Here is a 19,384-nt window from a genome sequence, read left to right as displayed (position 1 = left end):
GATCCCATCCCGAACTCAGAAGTGAAACGATGCATCGCCGATGGTAGTGTGGGGTTTCCCCATGTGAGAGTAGGTCATCGTCAAGATTAAATTCCAAAACCCCTATCTGCGTACGCAGGTAGGGGTTTTGTTTTGCCTGCAGAAAATCGGCGCAACGAGCCAATCGACGTCAAACCGCACCTTCTCGACGCCTCAGGGCCGGCCTTAGAGGAAATTTCACTAAAGAGACCATGCGGCTTTTGGTATGGTGCAGCTCCTTTTAACGGACTGATTTGACGCCCATGGACTGGCACCTCGTTTCAGAGAGTTGCTACACAAATGCCCGAATCGATACCGATCAAGGACCACGAAATAGAGCGGCGCCTGGTCAACAAAAGACTGATGGCCTGCGCTTTGTTCGTCGTCGCCGTTACCTGTGCACTGGTGGTGCGCATGTATGTCCTGCAAGTAGTCGAGTTCGACTATCACTCCACGATTTCCGAAAACAACCGCGTCCATGTCCTGCCGATCACACCTGTCCGTGGCTTGATCTATGACCGCAATGGCGTGGTTCTGGCGGACAACCGTCCCAGCTACAACCTGACCATCACCCGTGAGCGTGCTTCGGATGTCAAAGAAGAATTGGACGAGGTGGTCAACCTGCTGCACTTGCCTGCCGAAGACCGCACGCTCTTCGACAAGGCGATGAAGCAGGCGCGGCATCCGTTCGTTCCGGTGACGCTGTTCTATGAGCTGAGCGAAGAGCAGATAGCCGTGCTGGCGGTCAACGAGTTCCGCTTGCCGGGTATCGATGTCGAGCCACAGTTCGTGCGCCACTATCCACTGGGCGAGCACTTCGCGCATTCGATCGGTTACGTCGGGCGCATCAACGAGAAAGAATCCAAAAACCTGGATTCAGTTGAATACCGAGGCACCCAATCCATCGGCAAGACCGGGATCGAGAAATTCTACGAGTCGGAACTGCATGGCCATGTTGGATACGAAGAAGTTGAAACCAACGCTCAGGGCCGCGTGCTGCGGGTGCTCAAGCACACCGATCCGGTACCCGGCAAAAACATTGTCCTGAGCCTCGATGTCAAGCTTCAGGAAGCCGCCGAACAAGCCTTGGGTGACCGTCGCGGCTCTGTCGTCGCGCTCGATCCGTCGACGGGTGAAGTGTTGGCCATGGTCAGCAAACCGAGTTTCGACCCGAATCTGTTTGTTACCGGCATCAGCGTCAAGGAGTACGCGGCGCTGCACGATTCCATCGACCGGCCGCTGTTCAATCGTGTCTTGCGCGGGCTCTACGCGCCGGGCTCGACCATCAAGCCGGAGGTTGCGATTGCCGGGCTGGATGCCGGTATCGTCACGCCGCAGACCCGGGTTTTCGATCCGGGCTACTACCAACTCCCCGACTTCGATCACAAATACCGGAACTGGAACCACAGCGGTGATGGCTGGGTGGACATGGACGCGGCGATCATGCGGTCCAACGACACCTACTTCTATGACCTGGCCCATAAGTTGGGTATCGATCGGTTGCACGACTACATGGCAATGTTCGGCCTGGGCGAGAAAGTTTCCCTGGACATGTATGAAGAATCGCCTGGACTGATGCCTTCCCAGGCCTGGAAGCGCGCTACACGCCGTCAGCCATGGTTCCCGGGCGAAACGGTAATCCTCGGCATCGGCCAGGGCTACATGCAGGTCACGCCGCTGCAACTGGCCCAGGCCACGGCCCTGATTGCCAACAAAGGTGTGTGGAATCGGCCGCACCTGGCCAAGAGCGTGGATGGTGTAGCACCGGTGGACGAGCATCCGATGCCGAACATTTTGCTCAAGGATCCGCGCGATTGGGACCAGGTGAACCACGGCATGCAGATGGTGATGCACGATGCCCGGGGTATTGCACGGGCGGCGGCGGAAGGGGCGCAGTACCGTATTGCCGGCAAGAGTGGCACCGCGCAAGTCGTAGCGATCAAACAGGGCGAGCGGTACAACCGGGAGAAAACCCGCGAGCGCAATCGCGACAACGCCTTGTTCGTCGGATTCGCCCCGGCGGAACATCCCAAGATTGTGATATCGGTGATGATCGAAAACGGCGAGGCCGGTGGCCGTGTCGCCGGCCCTGTGGTGCGCCAGATCATGGACGCCTGGTTGCTCGATCAGCAAGGGCATCTCAAGCCGCAATACGCCTCACCGACCAAGGCGCCGGGCGATCCCCACGTTTAAACCACCAAGGCTTCACAGCACAGGCTCACGGAGGCTGAGCCTGTGCTGGAAGCTTTCCAGGAACACCGTTTCAGCCTGACTCATCTTCTGCTCGCGGTTCCACAACAGCCGGATATCAAGATCCACCACCCCCTCCTCGGGCGGTAATCGCCATAACAGTCCCTGCTCGACATCCCGGCGCACCAGGTGCACCGGTAAGCAGCCGATCCCGTAACCCGCGCAAATCAAGCGGTGAATTTCTTCGAAACTGGTGGAGGAGGCGACGATCTTGCCTGTGAAGCCCTGTTGATCGCGGAACAATGTCAAAGGCGACAGGTTACCGCCCAGTTGATCGCTGGTGAAACTGACAAAGTTCTCGGTAGCCAGTTGTTCCAGAGTCAGATTCACCTGTCCGAACAGCCGATGGCGCTGACCGCAAAAATACGCGTAGCGCTCGCGAAACAAGACGCGCTGTTCCAGTTTCGGTTGCGGCAAGCGGCACAGGCCGACGCCGATTGTCGCCGTCTTTTGCAACAGCGAACTGATGATATCGGAGCTGCCCATCACCTCGACTTCCAGTTCTATTTTCGGATGGGTTTCATGGAAATCGGCGAGAAACTCGTCGTAATGAGGCACCTGCACACCACTGATCGTGAGGATGCGGATTTTCCCAACGACGTCGTCATGGCGGCTTTCCACCACCGTGCCCAGGCGTGAAATGTCGCCATAAATGTCCGCCGCGATGCGCAGCACTTCCTCCCCGGTTTCCGTCAGATCAAAGCGCCGCCCGCTGCGGGCAATCAACACACATTCCAATTGCTCCTCCAGACGTTTCAGTGCCTGGCTGACAGCTGACTGGGTGATATGCAGGCGCGCCGCCGCGCGACTCATGCTGCCTTCCTGGCCGATCACCAGATAGGTGCGCAGCAGGTTCCAGTCGAGGCGGTCATTGAGGAAGCGTCGACCGACCCACGGGTTGGTTGTGGTCATGGTAGGTCCAAGTAGTAGCGTGGCTAATAGTAAAGATAAGAATATGAAAATTGACTAATCCTTGCACGGGCGCGATAAAGCCCGCAAGCGCCACAGAGCGCACCGCCCCCTACGCTGTCAAAGAGGTGTATTCGTGAGTAAACCTGCACATATCGACCCGGTTGAATGGCAAGCCCGTTGCGAACTGGCCGCGCTGTATCGACTGATCGCGCACTTTCGCATGACCGATCTGATCGATACCCACATCACCCTGCGCATACCCGGGCCCGAGCATCATTTCCTGATCAATCGCTATGGCGTGATTTTCGACCGCATGCGCGCCTCGGATCTGGTGCGCATCGACCAGCAAGGTCGGGTGGTCGATCCGGCTTATGCGGGGCATCGGGTCAACGCCGCAGGCTTCGTCATTCACTCGGCGATCCATATGGCGCGCCCGGATCTGAACTGTGTGATCCACACCCACACAGCGGCTGGCATGGCGGTCGCGGCGCAGCAGCAAGGTTTGCTGCCGATCACTCAGCATGCGCTGAAGTTCTACGGCAAGCTGGCCTATCACACCTATGAAGGCATCGCCTTGTCGCTGGATGAGCGTGAGCGCCTGATCGCCGACCTTGGCCCGCACCGGGCGATGATCCTGCGCAATCATGGCTTGCTGGTCGGAGGGTCGGGAGTGGCCCAGGCTTTCCAGGAAATCTACTTTCTGGAGCACGCCTGCCAGGCGCAGGTTCAGGCGCTGGCCGGTGGCTCGGCATTGCATTACCCGTCGCCGGAAGTCTGTGCGCACACCGCCGCGCAGTTCGACTGCGATGAGGAAGACAACATCATCGACCTGGCCTGGGAAGCCGCTCTGACCCTGATCGAATCCCAGCGCGATTCCTATATGTCGTAAGGGCTGTCTTCCCAGATCCACTCGCGGGTACCGGCGGTGGAAGTCCGTCAGAAAGTCATCGAACCGCTCGGAGAAAATCCGGCTGATGATCAGCAAGCGCACCTTGCCGATCACTTCCTCGGCCGGTTGCTCCAGCAGGCTGGCAGATAACCAGGGAGAGCCGTTTTTGCGCGTGGAAGGTGATACATCGCTCATGTAGTATCGCCCCGCGCCAGGTTTTTTGAATGCTCAGAGGTATTGACTCTGCATTGCGCGCTGAAAATGGAGTTGTTTGACGGCTAACAAGGAAATGGAATGAGTTTGCCTATCGATTTTTCTGCTGAACAATACCTGTTTCTACACCCTGACGTCAGATTGGCAGGTATCGAACCTGCAGTTCATTATCTGCAATGGGGTATTCGGGAAGGTCGTCCTTATAAACCGAAATCAGACCCTTTATTGCCAAAAGTCAGTGGGGAGTTCCATTCGGATGGACTGAGGACGGTGCACAATCACGATTTCATGAGTGATCCGCGCTACATCGCCGCCTATGACCGCGGAATGAAGGCCGCAGGGTCCGACTATCAGTGGTACTGGCGAGTTCACATGGGGCTTTGGGCCGCGCGGACTGCAGTGAAGCGCCCGGGTGATTTTGTCGAGTGTGGCGTCAACTACGGCTTTTTAAGTTCAGCGATCATGAAGGACCTGGACTGGGACTGCACCGGCAAGACGTTTTATCTTCTGGACACTTTCTCGGGCATCGATGACCGCTATATATCCGATCAGGAGAAAGTTGGCGGTGTCTCTGAAAAAAGCCGGAAGTGGATTGGTGATGGAACTTACACGTCAAACATTGACGCGGTAAGAGCAAACTTCTCGGAATGGTCGAATGTAAACATCATTCAAGGAACAATCCCTGAAACGCTCACGCAAATCGATTCGACGCAGATTGCTTACTTGCACATCGATATGAATTGCATGGCACCGGAACTGGCCGCCATCGAGTTCCTGTGGGATCGTCTGGTTTCGGGGGCGATCATCTTGCTGGATGACTACGCATACTTTGGTTATCAGCCGCAAAAGGACGGGATGGACCAATGGGCCGCGAATAAGAACGTTGCGATCGCCAGCCTGCCTACAGGCCAGGGGCTTTTGATAAAACCCTGACCTGCCTGAGCACAGCCGTTGCGAAGGCGTGGGTGTCTTGCTAACGGCTGTTTAACAGCACTCAATCCGTTCATCGCGGTACCGGCAGCCCGCACCGGCGCCAATAGCGCCGCATTGACCGTCTGCACGACCAATATCCGGATGCAGGGCTTCGCCAGCGTTCTCAGCGATCAGCAAGTGGCGGCACTGACGACAGCATGTGGAGGTATTTGCTACAGGTTGTTCATTGTCTGGCCGTCTTGGCCTGAGGCCTTGAGCAAGCATTCGCGAAAATCCACGACGGCATTGTCGATGTAGGGTTCATCGCGCCAGCAGACACCAATGCTGCCCTCTGCATTCATTTCGAAGTTCAAGGCTTTGACCAGGCCACGATTGGTGAAGTGCTCGGCGACCCGGCCAGAGGCTATCGAAAGCATGTCACTGGTTTGCAGCAGCCACAGATTGGCCATTAGCGATGACGACTCGACCCGACAGGGCAACGGTTTGAGCCCCGCATTGCTCAAAGCCGAATCCAGCCGCTGGCGAATGGGCGTTCCCTCGGGCCAGAGAATCCAGTCGAATTCATAGAGATCGTCCCAGCCAGGGTCCGACTTCAAGGTCAGTGGGTGGCCGGGGCGGGCGATGACCTGCATGGGTTCGCGAAACAGCATCTGGCTGTTCAGCGTCTGACGCGGCTGATAGCTGTCGAGGCGCCCGACGACCAGGTCCAACTGACCAAGCTCCAACCGTTCGAGCAGTACGTTCATGGTGCTCTCTTGCAGAGAGATATGTGCCCGAGGGTGCATGGTCAGGAAATGAGCGATGGCATCGGGTACCAGGCTGGGCGCCGATGCGGGCGAAGTACCGATGGCGATGTTCGGCGCGTTGCCTTCCTTAAGTGCATCCATGTTGTTCTGGGCCCGTTCCATCTCGCTCAGGATGCGTCTTACGTGGTTGATCAGCAGCTCGCCCTGGACCGTTGGGCGCAACCCGCGAGCGTGGCGCTCGAATAGCGTGGTACCGGCATCTTCCTCCACGTCCTTGAGCCATTTCGACAGCCCTGGCTGTGTTGTGTTGGCGATACGGGCGGCGTCGCTGATGCTGCCGGTTTCGGCGAGGCTGATCAGCAGTTGCAGGTGTCGCAGGCGCAAACGTGTTGTCCAGGTCATGGTGCTCGTATACGTAAAAAAGTATGGATGCATCGGAAAATATCATTATTCGCGTAAGGCTGGCAGGTTTTTAATGGGCCAACGCCGGTGGTAGCTGCATGCCAGCGCAACCTGCTTGCCGTGGTCAGCATGACCCACCCTTTTACCTGGAGCCCTCCCATGAGCTACGTATTCGAGCCACAAGCCCCTGTGACCCTGGCGGTCGCTGGCAGTGAGCAAAAATTTCCGGTACGCCGCGTTTATTGCGTAGGCCGTAACTACGCCGCTCACGCCCGTGAAATGGGCTTCGATCCCGACCGCGAACCGCCGTTCTTCTTTTGCAAGCCCGCCGATGCGGTGATTTCGGTTGCCTATTACCAGCCCCTGGAACTGCCTTATCCGGCCGAAACCAGCAACTACCACTACGAAATCGAACTGGTCGTTGCCATTGGCAAATCGGGTCGCGATATCTCGCTGGAGCAGGCCAACGATTACGTTTATGGCTATGCAGTGGGCCTGGACATGACCCGCCGCGACCTGCAGATGAAAATGCGCGAAATGGGCCGTCCCTGGGAAATCGGCAAGGCATTCGATGCGTCGGCACCGATCGGTCCTTTACACCCGGCCAGCCAAATCGGCCATCCGGGCAAGGCCGGTTTGTGGCTGCAGGTCAACGGCGCCGATAAGCAACGCAGCGATATCGACAAGCTGATCTGGTCGGTGCCGGAAACCATCAGCTATCTCTCGCGCTTCTTCGAACTGCAGCCTGGCGACTTGATCATGACCGGTACCCCTGAAGGTGTGGGGCCAGTGGTGGTCGGCGAGCGCATGACTGCGGGCGTAGAGGGCTTGGGCGAGATCCAGGTCGACATCGTTTAATACGTTCCGGGGCCGGCTCCACGCCGCCGGCCCCGGATCGAACAGCCAATACGTGGCCCGCATCACTTGCAGGCCCGGAGGATTCGCTCATGTCTGCCACCGATAACAATAAAAGTGTGGACGTACAGGATTTCATCGACAGCCGACCGGTCAGCCGCTTTCAGTGGATGATTCTGGGTTTGTGTTTTCTAGTGACGGCCATTGATGGCCTTGATACTGCCGCCGTCGGTTTCATCGCCCCGGCTCTGCGTGACGAGTGGGGTTTGACACCTGCGCAACTCAATCCGGTGCTCGGCGCTTCATTGCTGGGCTTGATGCTCGGCGCGTTCATCGCCGGCCCGCTGGCAGACCGTTTCGGTCGCAAAACCATCTTGCTGGTTGCCGTTTTGTTCTTCGGCGGCTGGAGCCTGGCTGCCTGCGCTTCACAAGATGTCTTGAGCCTGACCATCATGCGATTCCTGACCGGACTCGGCTTGGGTGGCGCCATGCCCCAAGCGATCACGTTGACCTCTGAATACTGCCCGCAACGCCGGCGCTCGTTGATGGTCACCACCATGTTCTGCGGTTTCACGCTGGGATCAGCGCTTGGTGGTGTGATTGCTGCCCAGATGGTGCCGGTCTACGGTTGGCGAAGCGTGCTGTTTCTGGGTGGCGCATTACCCCTGTTGTGCCTGCCGATTCTCTACCTGTTCTTACCGGAGTCGGTGCGATTCCTGGTGCAGCGCGCGGCGCCTGCGAAGAAGATCAGTGCCATTTTGCAACGCATCTCGGGGCAGCCTCTGCCAGGTCATCCGCGATACGACATTCACGACGGTGTCGGTCAATCCAATACCCGCCAGTCACCCATTCGCCAGATCCTCAGCGGTAGCCATCGCACAGGAACCTTGCTGCTGTGGACTTCATTTTTCATGAGCCTGCTGATCATCTACATGATGACCAGCTGGTTGCCGATCCTGATCAAAGACACCGGCCTGTCACTCAGCCAGGCGGCACGGGTCAGCGCCATGTTTCAGATTGGCGGAACCCTGGGGGCCATTCTCCTGGGCGCAGCGATGGACCGACTCAATCCTTTCCGGGTGCTGGTCTGTGCCTATGTCACAGGTGCTTTTTGCCTGCTGCTTATCGGTCTGTTTCATGACCAATTCACTCTGTTGGCCATCGGGGTTTTTGGCATGGGCTTTTGCATCAGCGGCTCGCAAGTCGGGGCCAACGCCCTGGCAGCGAGTTTCTATCCGACCACCATGCGTTCAACCGGAGTCAGTTGGGCCCATGGTGTCGGCCGCATCGGCTCGGTCATCGGTACGTTGGGCGGTGGCTGGATGTTAGGCATGGGCATGGGCTTGAACGGCATTTTTACCGTTCTGATGTTGCCCGCGTTGCTGGCCAGCGCCGCGATTTTCGTGATGGGCCTGTGTTACAGCCGCCCGCCGGCGCAAGCGTCAATCGCTGTTCATTGATACACCATAGGAATCAACCCAATGAAGCTCTACAGTTTCTTCAATAGCTCAACTTCCTACCGGGTGCGCATCGCGCTCGCATTGAAGGGGCTGCCTTACGACTATCAGGGCATCAACTTGCGCGAGGGCCAGCAGTACAGTCCTGCTCATCGCGAGTTGAGCCCGATTGGCGGTGTGCCGGTGCTTGAAGCAGATGGCATTGTGTTGACCCAATCCCTGGCCATCATTGATTACCTCGACACTCGGCACCCCGAGTCACTCCTGATTCCCGTCGATGCCCGGCAGCGCGCCCGTGTGCTGGAAATCGCCAATCTGATTGGCTGTGATATTCACCCGGTGAACAACGTACGTGTGCTCAATTATCTGCAAAACGTATTGACGGTCACTGCCGAGCAAAAGTCAGCCTGGTACAAACACTGGATCGCCGAAGGCCTGAGTGCTGTTGAAGCGCTGCTGCGACGCAATGACAGCGGCAAGTACTGCGTGGGTGACAAACCGGGCCTCGCTGAATGCTGCCTGGTACCGCAGGTGGCCAATGCCGAGCGCATGGGCTGCGACCTGTCCGGCTACCCGCGGATCATGGCCATCTATCGCCATTGCCTTGCGCTGCCAGCCTTCGAGGCGGCTGCACCTTCACGGCAACCCGATTTCATTGCCTGACTTACCCGCATGCCTCACTGCCCATTGTTGAGGCCTGCACGGCAACATACTTGGAGACTCGTACCATGACTGCACAAAACCAAGAACAGTCGATCATTGTCGTCGGCGGTGGCATCGGTGGCCTCGCTGCCGCTCAAGCGCTGACCCAGCAAGGTATCGCCGTGCTGCTGCTGGAGCAGGCTGACCACATCGGCGAGATTGGTGCTGGCATCCAGCTTGGCCCGAATGCGTATGCCGCGCTCGACGCGCTGGGCGCTGGAGCCGCAGCCCGTAGCCGCTCGGTGTTCACCGACCACCTGATCATGATGGATGCCGTCGATGCCCACGAAGTGGCCCGCATCGATGTCGGCCAAGCGTTTCGCGATCGATTCGGCAACCCTTATGGTGTGATCCATCGTGCCGACATTCACCTGTCGATTCTTGAGGCAGTGCAAAACAATCCACTGATTCAGTTCAAGACGTCCGTGCGTATCGAACAGATCGAGCAGGATGACGATGGCGTGACCCTGACCGACCAAAATGGCACCGTCTACCGCGCTGATGCGGTGATCGGCTGCGATGGTGTTCGTTCCGTGGTGCGCGATGCCTTGCAGGGTGAGCCGCCACGCGTGACGGGACATGTGGTGTATCGCGCAGTCGTGGATGAAAAAGATATGCCCGAGGACTTGCGCGTCAACGCGCCGATGCTCTGGGCTGGTCCGCGTTGCCACCTGGTGCATTACCCGTTGCGCGGTGGCAAGCAATACAACCTGGTGGTCACCTTCCATAGCAATCAACAGGAAGAGTGGGGCGTTACTGAAGGCAGCAAGGAGGAGGTACTTCGCTACTTCGAGGGTATCCACCCGCGTCCACGCCAGATGCTCGATCGCCCGACCTCATGGCGTCGATGGGCCACCGCAGACCGCGATCCAGTGGAAAAATGGGGCGAAGGCCGGGTCACCATCCTCGGCGATGCGGCTCATCCAATGACTCAGTACCTGGCCCAAGGTGCTTGCAGTGCACTGGAGGACGCCGTGGTACTGGGGCAGGCTATCAAACAGTGCAATTTTGATCTGGCGGCCGCCTTCCTCCTGTACGAAACCATCCGCATTCCGCGTACCGCCAGGATCCTCTGGTCGGCCCGCGAGATGGGGCGCCTCTATCACGCCAAAGGTGTCGAGCGTCAAGTGCGCAATCAACTGTGGGACGGTCGTACGCAAGAGCAGTTCTACGACGCCATACAGTGGCTGTATGGATGGAGCCTCGACAACTGCATGAAGCATTGATTCGGTCGTTGCTCTGCTTGTCGCTACCTGCGCGGACCTTCGGTTTTGAATCGGGCCCGCGCATCGCCATTTCATTCAAAGAGGATTCGTAGTCATGTCCAAACCTGAAGCAGTTGAACCGGCCCCCGTTCACAACGCCATGGCGCCAGATGACACCCCGGAGTTGCGCCAACTGTATGCCGATTTCGAAGCCGGGCACATGATGCCGCTGTGGACGCAGATCGGTAACCTGATGCCTGGACATCCGATGCCACGCGCCGTGCCGTATGTCTGGAAATGGTCCGACCTGTACCCCCTGGCCAAGCGTTCAGGTGATCTGGTACCGGTTGGTCGTGGTGGCGAACGTCGGGCCATTGGCCTCGGCAATCCGGGCCTCGACGGTCGCCCCTACATCAGCCCGACCTTGTGGTGTGCTATCCAGTATCTGGGGCCACGCGAAACAGCCCCCGAACATCGTCACGCACAGAATGCCTTCCGCTTCGTGATCGAAGGTGAGGGCGTCTGGACTGTGGTCAACGGCGATCCCGTGCGCATGAGCCGTGGCGATCTGTTGTTGACTCCGGGCTGGAACTTTCACGGCCATCAGAACGTGACCGACAAACCGATGGCGTGGATCGACGGTCTTGATATCCCGTTTTCCTACCAGAACGATGTCGGATTTTTTGAGTTCGGCTCGGAAAAACTGACCGATATCAGCACGCCGCAATACTCGCGTGGCGAACGTTTGTGGTGCCATCCTGGCCTGCGTCCGCTGTCAGGCCTGGCCAATACAGTCAGTTCACCGATTGGTGCCTATCGTTGGGAACACACCGATCGCGCCCTCGCTGAGCAGTTGCGACTCGAAGAAGAAGGCTTCCCCGGTGTCCTGGAAAAAGGCCATGCCGCGGTGCGCTTCGTCAACCCGACCACCGGTGGCGACGTCATGTCCACTATCCGCGCCGAGTTTCATCGCCTGCGTGCCGGCGCAGTGTCGGCCGAGCGTCGGGAAGTGGGATCGCGGGTTTTCCAGGTGTTCGAAGGCAGGGGACAAGTCGTACTGGACGGCGTCAGCCGAACCCTGGAGAAAGGCGACCTCTTCGTCATTCCATCCTGGATCAGTTGGTCATTGCACGCCGAAAGCCAATTCGACCTGTTCAGCTTCTCCGATGCACCGATCATGGAGCGGTTGAATTTCAACCGCGCGATGGTCAACGGTCAATTGCTCTGAAGGGACTGAGCCTGGCTGCCACGGCAGCCTTGGTGAGAATGGGATGGGCGAGCAGGCGATTTAGAACGGGAGAGGTAACAGAAGGGCCATGCACTGAAACGCATGGCACTTTTTTTTGCTGCGCCGAAACCCATTGGGCGAGACATCTTCAGAAGCAGACGTTCTCCAGCGAGCACCCCATAGCAGTTCGTAAAAAGGTTAAAGCTGTCGCTTCACAGCGAAAACGCTCCTGCGATATCACCCTCTGCACAAAACGGATAGCGATCTGCGCAAAGCGGATATTGCCGCTCGCGCGCGCTCAATACCCTTGGTTTGCATCCTGCGTAACAGTGCTGTGCATGGCGCGTAACAATGCGACCGCCATCGGCAGACCGTTGCCTGTACGGCCTACGGTCAGCGCGCTGAAACGCCTGTACGAACAAAAAAATAACAACAAGAGATCGATGTCATGCGAAAAATCGATGTACACGAGCTAATCGACAACGCGCGCTTCAACCGCTTTCACTGGATGGTCTTGTTCTGGTGCGCCCTGATCATCATCTTCGACGGCTACGACCTGGTGATCTACGGGGTGGTCTTGCCGACGCTGATGAAAGAGTGGGGGCTGAGCCCGCTGGAGGCTGGAGCACTGGGCAGTTATGCGCTGTTTGGCATGATGTTCGGTGCGCTGTTTTTCGGCCCGCTGTCGGACAAGATCGGGCGCAAGAAAACCATCACCATTTGCGTGATGCTGTTCAGCGGCTTCACCGTGCTCAATGGCTTTGCCACAACCCCCACGACCTTTGGCATCTGCCGATTCATTGCCGGCCTTGGCATCGGTGGGGTAATGCCCAATGTGGTGGCGCTGATGAACGAATATGCGCCGAAGAAAATTCGCAACACCCTGGTCGCCATCATGTTCAGCGGTTATTCGGTGGGCGGCATGCTTTCGGCGGGCCTGGGTATCGTGCTTATTCCCAGTTTCGGTTGGCAGGCGGTGTTTTACGTGGCAGGGCTGCCATTACTGCTGTTGCCGTTGATCATGTATTTCTTGCCGGAATCGGTGGGTTTCATGCTGCGCCAGGGGCGCAACGAAGAGGCGCGCCGGGTATTGCAGCGCGTTGACGCACGCTACGTTGCCCAGAGCGGCGACACCCTGCACATGACTGAGGTGAAGGGAATCGGCACCCCTGTGCTGCAACTGTTTCGCGAAGGTCGCGCCTTGCGCACGCTGATGCTTTGGTTGGCGTTCTTCTGCTGCCTATTGATGGTCTACGCCTTGAGTTCCTGGCTACCGAAGCTCATGGCAAACGCCGGTTATAGCCTGGGCTCGAGCCTGTCCTTCCTGCTGGTGCTGAACTTCGGCGCGATTTTCGGTGCGGTGGGCGGTGGCGTGTTGGGCGACAAGCTCAACCTGCCACGGGTGCTGGCGGTGTTCTTCGCCATTGCCGCGGTGTCGATCACCTTGCTCGGTTTCAACAGCCCGACTCCTGTGTTGTACCTGCTGATCGCCATCGCCGGCGCCACCACCATCGGTTCGCAAATCCTGCTGTATGCCTGTGCAGCGCAGTTCTACGCCATGACCATTCGTTCCACGGGGCTTGGCTGGGCGTCGGGGATCGGCCGTAACGGTGCCATTGTCGGCCCGTTGTTAGGCGGCGCGTTGCTGGGGATCAGTTTGCCGTTGCAACTCAACTTCATGGCGTTCGCCCTGCCGGGAGCGGTGGCTGCCCTGGCCATGACCCTGTATGCCATCAGCAGCGAGCGAAACGCCTCCAGCGTTGGCGCGCCACTGTCGGCGGCCAAGGCCTGAGTCCGCGAGGAGCTGTTTGATGAAAGGCTTTTTGCGTGACTTTTCGCTGTCTGCAGCGGTTGCAGGCTTTATTGCCACGCTGATCTCGTATGCGGGGCCGCTGGTGATCATTTTCCAGGCGGCGGACACCGCGCATCTGCCTCGCGAACTGCTGTCGTCCTGGGTCTGGGCGATCTCCATTGGCAGTGCGCTGCTGGGCATCGGCCTGAGCCTGCGTTACCGCGTGCCGATCATCATTGCCTGGTCGGCACCAGGCTCGGCCCTGCTGGTGGCGTTGCTGCCGGACATCTCGATGAGCGAGGCCGTCGGCGCCTATCTGCTGAGCAGTTTGATGATCTTCCTGGTCGGTATCTCGGGCGCCTTCGACCGCGTTATCAGCAAGCTGCCCGGGGCCATCGCGGCGGCCATGCTGGCAGGGATTCTGTTTCGTTTTGGCACAGGCCTGTTCGTGTCATTGCAAGGCAAGCCCGGGTTGGTACTGGCAATGTTCGCCACCTACCTGGTGTGCAAACGACTGCTGCCGCGTTACGCGGTGATGGCGGTACTGGTGGTGGGCTGTGCCATCGCCATGCTCACTGGCCAATTGCACCGCGAAGCCCTGGTGATCGGTCTGGCGACACCGGTGTGGGTCACCCCGCAGTTCAGCCTTGGGGCAACCTTGAACGTCGCCTTGCCACTGGTGATGGTGGCGCTGACCGGGCAGTTCGTGCCGGGCATGGCGGTGTTGCGCGCCTCGGGTTACGCCACGCCGGCCAGCCCGATCATCGCCTGCAGCGCGCTGGGCACGGCGCTGTTGGCGCCGTTTGGCTGCCATGGCCTCAACCTGGCGGCGATCACTGCCGCCATCTGCACCGGGCGCGAGGCCCACGAAGACCCCGGCAAACGCTATGTCGCCGGTGTGGTCGGCGGCCTCTGTTACCTGGTACTGGGTATCTTCGGTGCGACCCTGGTGTCGTTGTTCGCAGCCTTCCCCAAAGAACTGATCGCCGCCCTGGCGGGTCTGGCCCTGTTCGCTGCGATTGCCGGCGCCCTGACCAATGCCATGGCTGTACCCAGTGACCGCGAAGCGGCGCTGGTGACATTCCTCACCACTGCCTCGGGCATGTCGTTGTTCGGCTTGTCCGCCGCGTTCTGGGGGCTGATTTTCGGCATGGCCGCGCACCTGCTGTCGAGTGCGCGGCGGCCGCCCCTTGCAACCTCACCCAGCAGCGCCCGGGAGGTGGCGCGCTGACCTGTATTCGCCACGCCTTATCTATTGATAACAACAATAAGAGCACACTGATGAAGCCAACCATTCATGCAACTCGTACACTATTGTCCATGGCTGTCGCCTTGGGTTGTGCCAGCCAACTGATGGCCGCCGAGGGCGGTTTTATCGAGGGTGCCACTGCCACCTTGCAGGCGCGCAATTACTACTTCAGCCGGGACTACTCGGACATTGTCGGCGCTAACCGGCAGTCGAAGGCCGAGGAGTGGGCCCAGGGCTTTATCCTCAACGCCAAGTCCGGTTACACCCAAGGGCCGATCGGCGTTGGCGTCGATGTCATCGGCCTGCTCGGGCTCAAGCTCGACAGCAGCCCGGACCGAGTCAACACCGGCCTGTTACCGGTGCAGGGCGATGGCCGCGCGGCTGATGAGTACAGCCGCCTGGAAGGCACGCTGAAGCTGCGTTATTCGAAGACCGAACTGCGCGTCGGCGAACTGCAACCCAACTTGCCGGTGCTGGTATTCAGTGACATCCGCCTGCTGCCGCCCAGTTACCAGGGCGCGAGCATCACCAGCGCCGAGATCAATGGCCTGACGCTGCAAGTCGGCCATCTGAGCTCCACCCACCTGCGCAATGAGGCCGGCGACGAGAAAATGCAGGCCATGCTCGGCTACGTGCCTCAGCGCCAAGTCAGCAGCGACGCCTTCAACTATGGCGGCGGCGATTACGCCTTCAACGACAAACGCACCAGCGTCAGTGCCTGGTACGGGCAACTGGAAGACATCTACCAGCAAGGCTTCCTGGGCCTGAAACACAGTGAACCCTTGGGCAGTTGGACCCTGGGCGCGAACCTCGGCTATTTCGACGCGAAGGAGGATGGCAAGAAGCTGCTGGGCAACATCGATAACCAGGCGTTTTTCTCCCTGCTGTCGGCCAGGCACGGCGGCCATAGCTTCTACATCGGCTACCAGGGCATCTATGGTGAAAGCGCATTTCCTCGGGTATTTGCCAACATCTCGCCGCTGGGCAACGAAGTACCGACCTATGAATTCGCCTCCACCGACGAGCGCTCCTGGCAGGTGCGCTACGACTACGATTTCGTCGCCCTCGGCGTGCCGGGACTGACCAGCACCGTGCGCTACATCACCGGCAACAACGTCAACACCGGCAAAGGCTTTGAAGGCAAGGACCGCGAGCGTGACCTTGACCTCGGTTATGTTGTGCAAAGCGGCACCTTCGCAGGGCTTGGCGTTCGGGTGCGCAATGCCATGGCGCGCTCCAACTACCGCACCGATATCGATGAGAACCGGCTGATCCTGAGCTACACCTGGACGCTGCTGTGAGTGACCTGGAGGCGAGTATGAGCAATAAAGTCTGGGCGCGATTGGCCCTGGTTGCAGCTGGCAGCGCAGTCGTGCTGCTCGCTGCCGACAACGGCATGCACCTGATATATGCCGGCGTCATCGACGCCTTGTTGCTGGCAGCGGCGGTGCTTTATCACCGTCAGCCAGTGCGGGTGATTGAAGTGCTCGTGCAGCAGGAGCCGGACTCGGTGATTGCCAGTGCGCCGGTTGCGCTACTGCCTGCGGCACCCATCGAGCCCGCTTGGCCGGGCGCTCAAGTGAAGGCGGCACTCGAACACTTGACTCAAGTGGTGCAGCAAACTGAAGACGACATGCGCTTTGCCAATCAGTTGGCGCTTGGTGCGGGCGAGCGGGTACAGGACAGTGCCGTGAGCATGCAGTCTTCGGCTGCCGTGCTTGGGGACCTTGATCAGTATCTGCAGCGCCTGGATCAGGTGTTCGATGAGTTGGGCAGCCAGTCGGTACGCATCGGTGCGATTGTCGGCAGCATCCAGGACATCGCACGACAGACCAACCTGCTGGCGCTCAATGCCGCGATCGAGGCTGCACGGGCCGGTGATCATGGCCGGGGTTTTGCGGTGGTGGCGGACGAGGTGCGCAATCTGTCGCGCCAGGCAGCGGACTCCAGTGCGCAGATCCGGCAGATCGCCACAGGCCTGGAAAAGTCGGCACAGGATGCCCGTCAGGGTCTTGAACAGCTTACCGATTCGACGCGTCTGGGCCTGGACAAGGCCGAGGTCGCGTTGCAGTCGATGGGAGAGTTACGCAGCGGTGCGGTCGCCAGGTTGGAAGTGGTCGAACGCATCATGCAGCGCTTGGCCAGTTTGCATGAGTTGGCACTGCAGGCAACCCGGATAGCCGTCTGAACAACGTGGCTTGCCGGTCTCTCAAACGCCCGAGCAAATACCCATCACCTGGTAGGTCAACTGGTGGGTTTGACCCTGATGGTCGATGTAAACCAGGGTCGCCGGTACGACGTCGCATGCAGTCGAGGTATCGGTTACCGAGATGATCCTGGCGATATCCAGGGATGGCGGTGTTGTGGCCGGGTTGCTTTCGGCGGCCATAACGGCGGTAGTGGTCAGGGCCAACAGTACGCTTAACAAGGTCTTCATGGTTTTTCTCCGTGGTGTTTCGATGGGTCAATCCTATTCTTTTACAGGTATGAATAAAGAGGGCTGTACTTGATGCAGCGTTACATCAGATGCAACAGTCGTTGCCGCTGGAGGGGTCATGGACTTGCTTAACAGCCTGCGGGTATTTGTGCGTGTAGCCGACGCAGGCAGCTTTACCACCGCCGCACAGGCGCTGGATTTTTCCACGGCGCAAGTCTCTCGGCTGGTGGCCGATCTTGAGCAGCACGTGCAGGCCCGCCTGCTGCAGCGCACCACCCGCCGCTTGAGCCTTACCGAAGCCGGCGAACGCTTCCTGTTGCGGGCACGGCAAATACTTGACGACATGGCCGAGGCCACCGCAGAAGCGCGTGGCGCTCACCTGGAGCCTGTTGGTCGGTTGCGTCTGCACTGTTTGACCGGGCTGGGCGTGCTGATGACGCCACTCATTGCCCGCTACTGCGAGCTCTATCCGGACGTGGTGGTTGAGTTGACCTTGTCGCAACGCAACCCCGACCCCCTTGAAGACGGGCACGACGTGGTCATCTCCATTGCCCAGGAATTGGCGGACTCACAATTCGTTGCCCAAGCGGTAGGGCGTATCTTCAGCATGCCTTGCGCGTCGCCTGCGTACATCGCGCGTCGTGGCCTGCCGACTCACCCCGAACAACTGCACGAACATTGCTGTCTGCGCATGCTCGACCCGTTGTACGGCGAGGAGTGGCTCTTTCGTGACGAGCAGGGTGAGCACGCCGTGGTGCCCGGCAAGACCTTTCAGAGCAACGTTGCCGAGGCGATGGTCAATGCGTCGGAGGCCGGGATGGGCATCAGCCTGCTGCCGTTCTACACCGCAACCCGATCGCTGCGCGAGGGCACGTTGCTGCGCTTGCTGGGCAATTACCGGCTCCGGGAGCGGAACGTCTATGCACTCTATCCTTCCAAGCGTTTTCTGGATGCCAAGGTGAGGACCTGGGTGGATTTTCTCAAGGCCGAGTTGCCAGGGCTTTTTTCCGGACATGAGCTCACAGCGAATGATGTTCGGCACTGGGGCGTGGGTTAGCCAAAAAGATCAACATCCAAAGAGAGTGTTGATATTTTCTTTCGTCCCGGCCTGCAGGGCGCCGATAGTCAGAACGCCACTTTCCAGCGGCGAGCAGGGGCCGAACCTCGAAGACAACGCCAAAAGCATGGGCGTGGTCAGCGGCGGTCCGGCGATTCGCTGGCTCGACGTGCGGGTCGAAGGCATGGCCTGAGCCACAACGAAGCCGAAGACGTATTGCCCGACGACGTGCGCCAGGGCACCGATGTCCTGCTCAACACCGTGCTGGCTCGTGCCCGTAGGGTTCAGTAAACGCAATCCCTGTGGGAGCGAGCCTGCTCGCGATAGCGGTGTGTCAGTCGACGCCCGAGTTGTTTGACACACCGCTATCGTGAGCAGGCTCGCTCCCACATAGGTCGTGCCGGATTCGAGATCTATAACGGACAGGTATTCACCCCATGCGCAGTTTTTTCCACCCCGAACAATTGCTCCACCATCCGCGCAGCTACTACTCCCGCGGCCAGATGCGCACGCCGCAGGAAGTGCCCGAACGCGCGCAGCGGCTGGTGCAGGCCTCTCATGCATTGGGTTTCACGGTCGAGCAGCCGGCCGATGCCGGGCTCGACCCACTGTTGGCGGTGCATGGTGTGCCGGGTTCGCCGATGAGCGCGGCGTCGGGGCGGGGGAGGGTTTCAACCTCAATCTGCCGATGGCCCATGGCGCCAGTGAGGCCGATTTCCTCGGGCAACTGGAGGTGGCGCTCAAGGCCGTGACGGACTTCGGTGCCCAGGTGCTGGTGTTGTCGCTGGGCTTCGATATTTTCGAACTGGACCCACAGAGCAAAGTGGCGGTGACGCGCGAGGGCTTTGCGGTGCTGGGCGAGCGGATTCGCAGCCTCGGCTTGCCGTGCCTGATCGTGCAGGAGGGTGGCTATCACCTAGAGAGCCTGGAGGACAATGCCAGGGCGTTTTTTGTCGGGCAGCAAGTGTGGCAGCTCTGATTTTTCGGCGTCTGTGATAGCGCCTTCGCGGGCAAGCCACGCTCCTACAACCTCTTGTAG

17 protein-coding genes, 1 rRNA gene and 2 pseudogenes are annotated in these 19,384 nt (G+C 59.2%); 16 read left to right on the top strand and 4 right to left on the bottom strand.

Going from position 1 to position 19,384, the window contains the following annotated elements; genetic code table 11:
* Together rrf and mrdA are read left to right on the top strand one after the other, a co-directional pair.
* Nucleotides 1-86, top strand: a 5S ribosomal RNA gene (rrf, locus tag ACQKP2_RS21500); the annotation flags it as partial.
* A gap of 232 nt (nucleotides 87-318) precedes the next feature.
* Nucleotides 319-2,211 (top strand): penicillin-binding protein 2, encoded by a 1,893-nt coding sequence (gene mrdA / locus ACQKP2_RS21495; RefSeq protein ID WP_427579257.1) that lies wholly within the window; start codon nucleotides 319-321, stop codon nucleotides 2,209-2,211.
* 12 nt (nucleotides 2,212-2,223) lie between these two features.
* Here mrdA and ACQKP2_RS21490 read toward each other — a convergent pair whose 3' ends face one another.
* Complete coding sequence (locus ACQKP2_RS21490; protein ID WP_427579255.1) at nucleotides 2,224-3,180, bottom strand: LysR family transcriptional regulator; 957 nt, start codon at nucleotides 3,178-3,180, stop codon at nucleotides 2,224-2,226.
* 133 nt (nucleotides 3,181-3,313) lie between these two features.
* Here ACQKP2_RS21490 and ACQKP2_RS21485 point away from each other — a divergent pair, with 133 nt between their 5' ends.
* On the top strand, nucleotides 3,314-4,069 hold the full coding sequence (locus ACQKP2_RS21485) for a class II aldolase/adducin family protein (protein ID WP_427579254.1): 756 nt from the start codon (nucleotides 3,314-3,316) through the stop codon (nucleotides 4,067-4,069).
* Here ACQKP2_RS21485 and ACQKP2_RS21480 read toward each other — a convergent pair.
* Nucleotides 4,064-4,213 (bottom strand): annotated as a pseudogene (locus tag ACQKP2_RS21480) (LysR family transcriptional regulator); the annotation flags it as partial. The gene ACQKP2_RS21485 and the pseudogene ACQKP2_RS21480 sit on opposite strands and share 6 nt — an antisense overlap.
* A 150-nt stretch (nucleotides 4,214-4,363) precedes the next feature.
* Here ACQKP2_RS21480 and ACQKP2_RS21475 point away from each other — a divergent pair.
* A complete protein-coding gene (locus ACQKP2_RS21475) occupies nucleotides 4,364-5,215 on the top strand; it encodes a TylF/MycF/NovP-related O-methyltransferase (RefSeq protein WP_427579252.1) in 852 nt (283 codons plus the stop codon).
* A 212-nt stretch (nucleotides 5,216-5,427) separates the two neighbouring features.
* Here ACQKP2_RS21475 and ACQKP2_RS21470 read toward each other — a convergent pair whose 3' ends face one another.
* Nucleotides 5,428-6,363, bottom strand: a complete 936-nt coding sequence (locus ACQKP2_RS21470) for a LysR substrate-binding domain-containing protein (RefSeq protein ID WP_427579251.1) — start codon at nucleotides 6,361-6,363, stop codon at nucleotides 5,428-5,430.
* A 159-nt stretch (nucleotides 6,364-6,522) separates the two neighbouring features.
* On the opposite strand from ACQKP2_RS21470, the gene ACQKP2_RS21465 reads away from it, so the two are divergent.
* From ACQKP2_RS21465 to ACQKP2_RS21425, 9 genes are all read left to right on the top strand, one after another.
* Complete coding sequence (locus tag ACQKP2_RS21465) at nucleotides 6,523-7,221, top strand: fumarylacetoacetate hydrolase family protein (protein ID WP_427579249.1); 699 nt, start codon at nucleotides 6,523-6,525, stop codon at nucleotides 7,219-7,221.
* Nucleotides 7,222-7,310: 89 nt separating this feature from the next.
* Nucleotides 7,311-8,678, top strand: coding sequence for an MFS transporter (locus ACQKP2_RS21460; RefSeq protein ID WP_427579247.1), 1,368 nt, complete (start codon nucleotides 7,311-7,313; stop codon nucleotides 8,676-8,678).
* Between the two features lie 21 nt (nucleotides 8,679-8,699).
* Nucleotides 8,700-9,338 carry a maleylacetoacetate isomerase gene (gene maiA / locus ACQKP2_RS21455; RefSeq protein ID WP_427579246.1) on the top strand — a complete coding sequence of 213 codons (639 nt, stop codon included), beginning with the start codon at nucleotides 8,700-8,702 and terminating at the stop codon, nucleotides 9,336-9,338.
* Between the two features lie 65 nt (nucleotides 9,339-9,403).
* Nucleotides 9,404-10,603 (top strand): 3-hydroxybenzoate 6-monooxygenase, encoded by a 1,200-nt coding sequence (locus tag ACQKP2_RS21450; protein ID WP_427579244.1) that lies wholly within the window; start codon nucleotides 9,404-9,406, stop codon nucleotides 10,601-10,603.
* 94 nt (nucleotides 10,604-10,697) lie between these two features.
* On the top strand, nucleotides 10,698-11,810 hold the full coding sequence (locus ACQKP2_RS21445) for a cupin domain-containing protein (RefSeq protein WP_427579243.1): 1,113 nt from the start codon (nucleotides 10,698-10,700) through the stop codon (nucleotides 11,808-11,810).
* Nucleotides 11,811-12,258: 448 nt separating this feature from the next.
* On the top strand, nucleotides 12,259-13,602 hold the full coding sequence (locus tag ACQKP2_RS21440) for an MFS transporter (protein WP_427579242.1): 1,344 nt from the start codon (nucleotides 12,259-12,261) through the stop codon (nucleotides 13,600-13,602).
* Between the two features lie 19 nt (nucleotides 13,603-13,621).
* Nucleotides 13,622-14,833: a benzoate/H(+) symporter BenE family transporter gene (locus ACQKP2_RS21435; RefSeq protein WP_427579241.1), complete on the top strand. Its 1,212-nt coding sequence runs from the start codon at nucleotides 13,622-13,624 to the stop codon at nucleotides 14,831-14,833.
* A 50-nt stretch (nucleotides 14,834-14,883) separates the two neighbouring features.
* Complete coding sequence (locus ACQKP2_RS21430; protein ID WP_427579240.1) at nucleotides 14,884-16,152, top strand: OprD family porin; 1,269 nt, start codon at nucleotides 14,884-14,886, stop codon at nucleotides 16,150-16,152.
* A 17-nt stretch (nucleotides 16,153-16,169) separates the two neighbouring features.
* On the top strand, nucleotides 16,170-17,039 hold the full coding sequence (locus ACQKP2_RS21425) for a methyl-accepting chemotaxis protein (protein ID WP_427579238.1): 870 nt from the start codon (nucleotides 16,170-16,172) through the stop codon (nucleotides 17,037-17,039).
* Between the two features lie 21 nt (nucleotides 17,040-17,060).
* Here the strand turns inward: ACQKP2_RS21425 and ACQKP2_RS21420 are convergent, their stop codons facing one another.
* Entirely contained in the window at nucleotides 17,061-17,288 is a 228-nt protein-coding gene (locus ACQKP2_RS21420; RefSeq protein ID WP_427579237.1) for a DUF2790 domain-containing protein, read from the bottom strand.
* Nucleotides 17,289-17,406: 118 nt separating this feature from the next.
* On the opposite strand from ACQKP2_RS21420, the gene ACQKP2_RS21415 reads away from it, so the two are divergent.
* The 3 genes and pseudogenes from ACQKP2_RS21415 to ACQKP2_RS21405 all read left to right on the top strand — a co-directional run bounded on the left by ACQKP2_RS21415 (nucleotide 17,407) and on the right by ACQKP2_RS21405 (nucleotide 19,324).
* Nucleotides 17,407-18,345, top strand: a complete 939-nt coding sequence (locus tag ACQKP2_RS21415; RefSeq protein ID WP_427579236.1) for a LysR family transcriptional regulator — start codon at nucleotides 17,407-17,409, stop codon at nucleotides 18,343-18,345.
* Between the two features lie 28 nt (nucleotides 18,346-18,373).
* Nucleotides 18,374-18,538: a hypothetical protein gene (locus ACQKP2_RS21410; protein ID WP_427579260.1), complete on the top strand. Its 165-nt coding sequence runs from the start codon at nucleotides 18,374-18,376 to the stop codon at nucleotides 18,536-18,538.
* Between the two features lie 244 nt (nucleotides 18,539-18,782).
* A pseudogene (locus ACQKP2_RS21405) lies at nucleotides 18,783-19,324 on the top strand (hypothetical protein).
* The last annotated feature ends 60 nt before the right edge of the window (nucleotides 19,325-19,384 follow it).

Origin of the sequence: Pseudomonas sp. NPDC089569 (assembly GCF_050280625.1) — a bacterium.
GTDB lineage: Bacteria > Pseudomonadota > Gammaproteobacteria > Pseudomonadales > Pseudomonadaceae > Aquipseudomonas.
Note: the sequence above shows the minus strand (reverse complement) of the source record. Positions and strands in the feature narration are given on the sequence as shown.

Excerpts from the sequence above, each read along its gene's own strand:
- mrdA (WP_427579257.1), top strand. The coding sequence starts at position 319 with ATGCCCGAATCGATACCGATCAAGGACCACGAAATAGAGCGGCGCCTG.
- ACQKP2_RS21490 (WP_427579255.1), bottom strand. The coding sequence starts at position 3,180 with ATGACCACAACCAACCCGTGGGTCGGTCGACGCTTCCTCAATGACCGC.
- ACQKP2_RS21475 (WP_427579252.1), top strand. The coding sequence starts at position 4,364 with ATGAGTTTGCCTATCGATTTTTCTGCTGAACAATACCTGTTTCTACAC.
- ACQKP2_RS21470 (WP_427579251.1), bottom strand. The coding sequence starts at position 6,363 with ATGACCTGGACAACACGTTTGCGCCTGCGACACCTGCAACTGCTGATC.
- ACQKP2_RS21465 (WP_427579249.1), top strand. The coding sequence starts at position 6,523 with ATGAGCTACGTATTCGAGCCACAAGCCCCTGTGACCCTGGCGGTCGCT.
- ACQKP2_RS21460 (WP_427579247.1), top strand. The coding sequence starts at position 7,311 with ATGTCTGCCACCGATAACAATAAAAGTGTGGACGTACAGGATTTCATC.
- maiA (WP_427579246.1), top strand. The coding sequence starts at position 8,700 with ATGAAGCTCTACAGTTTCTTCAATAGCTCAACTTCCTACCGGGTGCGC.
- ACQKP2_RS21450 (WP_427579244.1), top strand. The coding sequence starts at position 9,404 with ATGACTGCACAAAACCAAGAACAGTCGATCATTGTCGTCGGCGGTGGC.
- ACQKP2_RS21445 (WP_427579243.1), top strand. The coding sequence starts at position 10,698 with ATGTCCAAACCTGAAGCAGTTGAACCGGCCCCCGTTCACAACGCCATG.
- ACQKP2_RS21440 (WP_427579242.1), top strand. The coding sequence starts at position 12,259 with ATGCGAAAAATCGATGTACACGAGCTAATCGACAACGCGCGCTTCAAC.
- ACQKP2_RS21435 (WP_427579241.1), top strand. The coding sequence starts at position 13,622 with ATGAAAGGCTTTTTGCGTGACTTTTCGCTGTCTGCAGCGGTTGCAGGC.
- ACQKP2_RS21430 (WP_427579240.1), top strand. The coding sequence starts at position 14,884 with ATGAAGCCAACCATTCATGCAACTCGTACACTATTGTCCATGGCTGTC.
- ACQKP2_RS21425 (WP_427579238.1), top strand. The coding sequence starts at position 16,170 with ATGAGCAATAAAGTCTGGGCGCGATTGGCCCTGGTTGCAGCTGGCAGC.
- ACQKP2_RS21420 (WP_427579237.1), bottom strand. The coding sequence starts at position 17,288 with ATGAAGACCTTGTTAAGCGTACTGTTGGCCCTGACCACTACCGCCGTT.
- ACQKP2_RS21415 (WP_427579236.1), top strand. The coding sequence starts at position 17,407 with ATGGACTTGCTTAACAGCCTGCGGGTATTTGTGCGTGTAGCCGACGCA.